Annotated in this window: 8 protein-coding genes; 5 read left to right on the top strand and 3 right to left on the bottom strand. The window is 35.3% G+C overall.

The features are described 5' to 3' along the window. Positions 1–15 precede the first annotated feature (15 nt). Both PI85_RS24945 and PI85_RS21215 read right to left on the bottom strand, forming a co-directional pair. On the bottom strand, positions 16–75 hold the full coding sequence (locus PI85_RS24945) for a hypothetical protein (RefSeq protein WP_233301141.1): 60 nt from the start codon (positions 73–75) through the stop codon (positions 16–18). Positions 76–208: 133 nt separating this feature from the next. After that, a complete protein-coding gene (locus PI85_RS21215; RefSeq protein WP_036125918.1) occupies positions 209–403 on the bottom strand; it encodes a hypothetical protein in 195 nt (64 codons plus the stop codon). A gap of 344 nt (positions 404–747) precedes the next feature. Between PI85_RS21215 and PI85_RS21210 the strand changes: the two genes are divergently transcribed. The 5 genes from PI85_RS21210 (at position 748) to PI85_RS21190 (ending at position 6,972) form a co-directional block, all read left to right on the top strand. Further along, positions 748–1,074 carry a metalloregulator ArsR/SmtB family transcription factor gene (locus PI85_RS21210; protein WP_036125920.1) on the top strand — a complete coding sequence of 109 codons (327 nt, stop codon included), beginning with the start codon at positions 748–750 and terminating at the stop codon, positions 1,072–1,074. Next, positions 1,067–2,125, top strand: coding sequence for an ACR3 family arsenite efflux transporter (gene arsB / locus PI85_RS21205; RefSeq protein WP_036125922.1), 1,059 nt, complete (start codon positions 1,067–1,069; stop codon positions 2,123–2,125). Before PI85_RS21210 ends, arsB begins: the two co-directional genes overlap by 8 nt. Positions 2,126–2,470: 345 nt before the next feature. Continuing rightward, entirely contained in the window at positions 2,471–3,814 is a 1,344-nt protein-coding gene (locus tag PI85_RS21200; RefSeq protein ID WP_036125923.1) for an NAD(P)-binding domain-containing protein, read from the top strand. A 691-nt stretch (positions 3,815–4,505) separates the two neighbouring features. Further along, complete coding sequence (locus tag PI85_RS21195; RefSeq protein ID WP_036125925.1) at positions 4,506–5,072, top strand: TetR/AcrR family transcriptional regulator; 567 nt, start codon at positions 4,506–4,508, stop codon at positions 5,070–5,072. 58 nt (positions 5,073–5,130) lie between these two features. Next, complete coding sequence (locus tag PI85_RS21190) at positions 5,131–6,972, top strand: alpha/beta fold hydrolase (RefSeq protein ID WP_144422589.1); 1,842 nt, start codon at positions 5,131–5,133, stop codon at positions 6,970–6,972. Positions 6,973–7,408: 436 nt separating this feature from the next. Here the strand turns inward: PI85_RS21190 and PI85_RS21185 are convergent, their stop codons facing one another. After that, positions 7,409–7,729 carry a general stress protein gene (locus PI85_RS21185; protein WP_036125300.1) on the bottom strand — a complete coding sequence of 107 codons (321 nt, stop codon included), beginning with the start codon at positions 7,727–7,729 and terminating at the stop codon, positions 7,409–7,411. Positions 7,730–7,920 lie beyond the last annotated feature (191 nt).

Raw genomic sequence — 7,920 nt, 5'->3', positions numbered from 1 at the left:
GCTTTTTCACTTCTTTTATTTAGAGTGGATTTCCTGTATGCGTCCAACCTGTCCATCTGTTAGCCTAACTTTAATACCGTGGGGAAGGTTGCCTGATTTGTTAAAAATATCTTAAATGATATCTCTGGTAATTTTCCCTTTTTCCAACCTTTTTTTAACAATATTAATAGCTTTTCCTGTTATATGTCTTTCCGATATTGTCCGTATATTAGACACCCATTTTTCTACGGGTATTGCTTGTTTTTTTAGTTTGCTGGCTTTTCATTTTTTTTGTTGAAAGGTCGTGATTCATTTTTCCTTGATTAACAGAGGAACGGTTCTTTTTGTTTTCAAGCTGCTGTTTCACTGCCTCTTGCAGGCTGATTTTTTTTGGGGGTACCTCAGATTGATTATTCTCGGTCATAGAAATGCTCCTTTTTGAGTATGTTATTTAGTCCAGTATAATCTATTTTTTATTATTTGTGAAACTTTCCCCTTTAACTTACAACAAGTGAAGACGCTTTTTTACTAACAGTGCAGTTTAATGGAATAATTCACATGGGATATTGTGGTAATGTAAGGTTGTATAGGGGAAATTTAAATGGTTGAAAAAGAAATTTTCAAATGGGGTAAATATCTGTTGCAATTCAAAACATTAAATCATAATATAAGCATATAGTTATATATAGATTAATTCACCTTTCTTTAACGAGGTGATTTTATTTAAAATAATATATAAGCAAATAATTATATAAGGAGTGCAGATAAATGGAAAACACACTAATTGAAAAACAACTAAAAGCAGCAGCTGATTTAAATCGTATTAAATTACTTGCATGCATGAAAAATGGGGAGGTATGTGTATGTGATTTTGTGGATGTGCTAGGAATATCACAACCAGCAGTTAGTCAACATCTACGAAAATTGAAGGAGGCAGGCATTATTACGGAACGAAAAGTAGGGACTTGGAAACATTACCGTTTAGTAGAGGATCAAACACCACTGATGAAGGGTGTTTTAGAACAAATTCAACCTTTAAACGGGTGCAACTGTGGCACAGATTGTTGCCATGAAGGGGGAACTGATAATGAGTAATGAATCTTTAATAAAACAGCTTTCCTTTTTAGATCGTTACCTTACCCTTTGGATATTCGTTGCGATGGGAATAGGTGTTGTATTAAGTATCACCATGCCTAATATTGGTGAAGCGTTAGAGTCCATGTCTATTGGCACAACGTCCATACCGATTGCTATCGGGTTAATTATCATGATGTATCCACCATTAGCGAAAGTAAAGTATGAAGAAATGTGGCGAGTGTTTAAGGATTGGAAAGTGCTATTACTATCACTTTTACAAAATTGGTTACTAGGCCCGTTCCTCATGTTCTTTTTAGCGATTATCTTCTTACATGATTACCCAGAATATATGGCTGGACTCATTATGATTGGCTTAGCTCGATGTATTGCCATGGTGATTGTGTGGAATGATTTAGCGCGTGGAGATCGTGAATATGTAGCTGGTTTAGTTGCATTTAACTCTATTTTCCAAATTTTAACATACTCTATCTTTGCTTACTTTTTCTTAAATGTCTTGCCTGGTTGGTTTGGTTTAGAGAATTTCCATGTATCCATTTCTATGTGGGAGATTACAAAGAGCGTTCTAATTTACCTAGGGATACCATTTGCTGCAGGGTTCCTCACACGATGGATTGGGATTAAAGCAAAAGGAAAACAGTGGTATGAAGAAAAGTTCTTACCGAAAATTTCACCACTTACTTTAATTGCACTGCTGTTCACGATTGTGATGATGTTTGCATTAAAGGGTGAGCAATTAGTAGAACTGCCACTTGATGTAGTGCGAATTGCTATTCCATTATTTATTTACTTTGTGATTATGTTTGCTGTGTCGTTCTTCTCTTCCCGTAAAGTTGGGGCATCTTATCCTGTCACAGCAGCTCTTTCTTTTACAGCTGCAAGCAACAACTTCGAGTTAGCCATTGCTGTTGCAGTGGGTGTGTTTGGCCTGCATAGTGGCGTCGCATTTGCCGCTGTTATTGGACCACTAGTGGAAGTGCCGGTCCTCATTGGACTTGTATGGGTTGCCTTACGTTGGCAGAAAAAATACTTTAAAACTATTAAATATTGAACTATATTATGACACAAAACCGATTAATAAAACGGAATTGCTTACCTCTTGTGTACTGGAACTCATGCAGTAGTCCGGTGGCTAAAGGATGGGCAAATAAATTAATATCTATACTCATTGCATCTCGCTAAAGATTTCGCTATTGATTTCTGAGATATGGATTGTTACGGCATTAGGTCATGATGGCAATTTGAAAATGCTAGTAAAAAATGAGCAAATGATATGTGAAATTGAAATGTGTTAATTACATGCAAAGCTTAAACGTCTAGCTACGTGGCTAGACGTAAAAAAATATTTTTTATATAAGAAAATGCTTATATAAAGAAAAAAGTGGAGAAGTGAATGATGAAAACACTAAAAATAATCAACCAAAATGGATCTTGTTGTACTACTACTAAGGAAATTAAAGTACAGAAGAATATAAAAAATTTACCGATTGCCATAATTGGTGCAGGCCCCATTGGATTAACTGCAGCTGCTCATTTAGTGGAACACAAGCAAGCCTTTATTTTATTAGAAGCTGGGCATGAAGTAGCGCACAATATTCGGACTTGGGGGCATGTTACTTTATTTTCACCATGGCGATATAACATCAATAAAGCTGCTAAGGCTATATTAGATGCCTCCGATTGGGAAGAACCTAATTTAGATACGTTACCGACAGGACATGAATTAATTGATCTATATTTAAAACCATTGTCTAATCTAATGCAAATAAAGCCTCACATTCAGTTGAACTCAAAAGTGGTAGGAATTTCACGACAATTTAATGATAAGATGAAGACAAAAAATCGTGTAGAACAGTCCTTTATTATTTATATTGAACAAGAGAATGACATCCGTATGATTGAAGCAAGAGCTGTTATTGATGTGACGGGTACATGGGGAAATCCCAACCCAGCAAATTCTACAGGTATATGGCTCCAAAATGAAAAAGCTTTAGCAGATCACATTGAATATGGTATCCCAGACATAAATATGAATACTAAGCGTTATGCCAATAAGAAGATTGCAGTTATTGGTGGTGGCCATTCAGCTATCAATACATTATTGACACTTGCGGAATTACAAGACGAGAACCCATCAACAAAGCTAGTGTGGATTATGCGTAAAAAATCTGTTGAAGAAGCCTATGGTGGCGAAGAAAAAGATGCATTAGCAGCACGTGGCGCACTCGGTGTTCGCATTCACGAATTAGTGGATACTGGTAAGGTTGAAGTAATAACACCTTTCTATATCTCACAGGTGAAGAAAGAAGAGAACATCCATATTTTTGGTACTATAAACGGAGAACAAAAAGTATTAACAGGATTTGAAGAGCTTATTGTCAATGCGGGAAATAGACCAGACCTATCAATTAACAGTGAATTACGCCTTTCGATGGATTCAGCAACAGAAAGTGTGCAAGCATTAGCGCCACTAATTGACCCTAATGAGCATAGTTGCGGAACAGTAAGAGCGCATGGAGAAGAAATACTAAGACAACCAGAAAAGAACTTCTACATTGTCGGTGCAAAAAGTTATGGTCGCGCACCTACATTCTTAATGGCCACAGGTTATGAACAAGTTCGTTCAATAACAGCCTATTTATCAGGAGATGAAGAAGCGTCGAAACGTGTGGAATTGGAATTACCAGAAACAGGGGTATGTAGTATTAATCTTGTTAATCAATCAAATACATGTTGTTAAAAATTCGACTGTTAGCGAAAGCTAGCAGTCCTTTTAAAAACTAAGAAGAGAAATGGGATGGACGCAAAGTTCTTGTCCATATAGAACAACAACTCATGGGTAGTTTACAAAGGATAAAAAATTGATATGGTGTGTTTCACCTTATCAACTTTTTATTATCATGAATTGATTTTGTAGATGGTTTAGTCAAATACGGATAGTATTATGAGTTATTTAATACATACAAATATTGTAGGAATAAGAAAAAGCTGAAGTCTATAGTTGTAGAAAATCAATGAGGTATTCATTCTGTATTATGTAAAATATTTTGCGCTGTGAGAGCGATCGAGACGGGTAAAGGTACGTGTTACTGAATCTCGATACGTTTCATAACGTCAAGAGCAATATCTCTTCGGAACTTAACATTTTTTCTCATTATTTCGTTATGCTGAAAATAAAGACCACTAGAGAATAATGCTGTAGTTAGATTTCAAAAATATATGAACCTAGCGTTATAACACAAGTGAAGAATTGCAAGCCATCCCAAACAGTTTTGTGGTTCAGTTCAACTTTGTTCAAAATCAGATTAATTTTTAGCAGTAAAGTCCATTAAAGTTTAGCTTTTTTGATCAATTTTTTATTAAACTAACAAAAATACTTGCAATACCTATTATAGTACTGTACAGTACTAATTATGACAAAGGTAAAATTAATGAATCAAAAACGTGTGATTGAAGTAGCTGCAACATTATTTTTAGAAAAAGGATTTGCTTATACAAGCATGGATGAATTAGTTCGTGTAAGCAAAGTATCAAAGTCTAATGTGTATTATCACTTCTCTAATAAGGAAGAATTGTTGGAAGGGGTCGTTGATTATTGGATTGAAATGTATCAATCTGCAATTGATGGCTTACTATCTCAAAACCAATTATTAGTTGAAGATCGTATCCAATTGTTTTTAAAGCAATTATCACAAGGAGTTCAGACGAGAGAATATAAGGGGAGCTGTCCATTTATTACGCTTTATATTCAAAGCCCAACAAATGCCACAAAAGTAAAAGAAAAAATAGGTCTTTTCTTTATAGGATTACAAACAAAAGTTTCTCTATTACTTAAACAAGGAGTAGAGAATGGTGAATTTAGAAAGACAATTAATATTGACGAGGTTGCACCTCTTTTTATTACAAATCTTGAAGGAGCGCTATTTATTTCAGAAACACTGCAGGATGCAACTGTCATCATGAAAACAGCAGATCATTTTTTTAACTTGCTTCGATAAAAGAAGCATTTTTTTTCACAATAAATTAGTACTGAATAGTACTAAAAGGAGGATTTATATGAAAACAGTATTTTTAACAGGTGGAACAGGATTTATTGGAAAGCAATTAGTGAAAGAATTAGCCAAAGATGAGCACGTTACAATTCTTCTATTAGTGAGATCGAAAAGTAAAGCAACACGCATTTTTCAAGAAAGAGGCATCTTAAAAGAGGCAGTGATGCACTTTATTGAAGGTGATTTGACGAAATTAGACTTAGGTCTAAGTGCTGAAGATAAGGAGTTGGTATTGAAAACGGATGTGATTATTCACGCAGGTGGTCCCATGGATATTCAAGCGACAAGTAAAGATGCAGCTTCCGTATTTTTGAATGGTGCCCAACATATTAGTGAATTCTCTAAAAATATTCATCAATTGAAGGGATTGCAACAATTTATTCATGTAGTAGGCTATATGAGTCCCTTTGATGATAAAAATAGCAAGATTGCGATAGATGTGTTTAAAGAAGGAAACAATTTTTTGAAAATAAAAAACCCATATGAGAGAACAAAGTTTTTAGCAGATCTTTATATCCGTCAGCAGGCATCAGCAGTAGGTTATCCGCTTTCAGTAATTAATCCACCAACCGTAGTTGGTAGTAGTAAAACAGGGAGTACAGAGCAGATAGCAGGATTAGGTTTGCTTGTGACAAGTATGCGAAGAGGGCTCATGCCAGTGATTCCTGGAGGTAAGGGATATAGGTTGCCATTGATTTCAAACGATGAGTTTGCGAAGTTTATTGTGCAGGTTTTCAAATTGGAGCAGCCGGCTATTCAAACATATACACTTGTTGATGACAAAGAGAACGATCCGAACATTGCTGAATTATTAAGTGTTATGTCGGAAAGTATGAATATGAGGGCACCAAAAATCTCTGTTCCAATGCCGCTTATGAAAACAATAATGAAAAGTGGAGTAAGTAAAATAACAAACATTCCTTCTGATGGACTGAATTTTATAACAAAACGAACATTTTCAAATGTTTCGGTGAAAAACATGAGGGGGGGAGATTGGTTTAATAAGATGAGTGTCATGAACTTTTTCCCTGCCGTAGTAGCTGATCTGGATTATCGATTGATGTATCAAAATGGTGAGCATCATCATTTATTTGAGCGAACATTATGCGATAACAATACCCTTTACCAATTACAAGGAGAGGGGAAACCGTTTATTTTATTACATGGTTTATTAAGTGATGGAGAGGATTTATTTCCATTAGGGAAAGAGCTTCATGAAAAAACGGGTCGACCTGTATGGATCTTGGACCTTCCAGGTTTGGGACGTTCTCCTTTTAAACGAGAGAAAAATCTTATAAATATCTATTTGAATGTAGTGAAAAAGTTATTGGAGAAAGCTTCTAACGGTGCCCATCTAATTGGCCATTCATTTGGTGCGTATATTCTTTTGGAAGCATTAGTACAAAAGTACATAGATAAGAAGTATACAATTACTTTACTTCAGCCACCTGTTGCTAAAAAGAATACTAAATCGATACATGTTCCTCAATTTATGAACAAATGGACATTGAAAATGGCAACTACTAATTTGATAGAGCGTTATTTATTAAGTAATGGTTTATTTGAAAGTACGGAGAGTATCCCTCAACAGTATATTGAAAAAATAAGTAAAGGTTTTACTTCTCCTAGAATTTTAAATACTACGGTTCAGCTTAACCGTTTACTTTTGAAAACCGGTCAAGGTGATTTCAATGAAGTAACAAAGTATAATCTTCGCATTATTTGGGGGGATTATGATAGAGGCTATTCTGCTCCTTCGCACCTGGGTAAGGTTGATTTTGTTCCATATGGTCATCATTTTCCTCTTAACCATCCGAGTGAAACGGCTAATTTGGTAATAAAATAGTAGTACTAGCAGGTGAGAGTGTGGAATATTTCATCATATTTACTTATATCGAGAAAAGCTCTAGACAGGAACAGCGCATGATATTGAAGATTACAAAGTCCAATCATACATTTAATTATATGGATTGAATAATTATTTTCCCCGAAAAACTATTAGGTTTTAGGAGATAGAATCTTCTACTAATGATAAGTTAGTTAAAGAAGAGATGTGCTTATTATCTTCCACAATAGGGCGCGTTTATTTAGGAAGCGTTTTTTCCTTTTAAAGGGCCTTATTGTTAAGACTCTAAATTTCCTCGAGCAGATCATTGACAATAGAGAAGGATGGTTTTTTACTGACTTGGTTGAAAGGCTATCTGGAATACAGAGTTCACGGAATACCGAGGAGGACTTGTAAAATGAAAAACAAACCCGGGATGAGATTCCCGGGTTTGCTTTTACTTATTGGCAACTATGACCAATTTGCCTGTATCTAGTTCCTTTTCGAATTGAGCAGCTTCCGATTCACTTAATCCGACAGAAGCTAATTTATTGCGAAGTTCATCTCCACGGGAATTCACCAGGTTCTTCATAGAAGTCAGGAACCCTTGCTCGCTAATACCAGCTTCTTCTGTCCCGAGTGCTTCGTTAATATCCTCTTCACGTTCTTCATAGTGCGCAAAGATGTAAATGTTATCTCGAAGGTATCCTTGCGCTTCTAATTTCTCCACTTCTTGTTTCGCCTGTACTACGTTTTCTACTGTCAATTTGACTGTCATTATTTATCCCTCCAATATATATTCACATTCAATTTATTCCACTAAATTGAATGAATAAAACATCTTTTTAGTTTTTAATTATGTAGAGTGGCATTAAAAACTAATGGAATAACAATGAACAACTCGAAAACATTGTAAGTTGTTATTCTATAATTGGGCGCTTTTCTGAATTTGAAGTGACCCCAAAAAGT

This window comes from Lysinibacillus sp. A1, assembly GCF_000801965.1.
GTDB lineage: Bacteria > Bacillota > Bacilli > Bacillales_A > Planococcaceae > Lysinibacillus > Lysinibacillus fusiformis.
The sequence above is the reverse complement of the archived record's forward strand: the minus strand, read 5'-3'. Positions and strand labels throughout refer to the sequence as shown.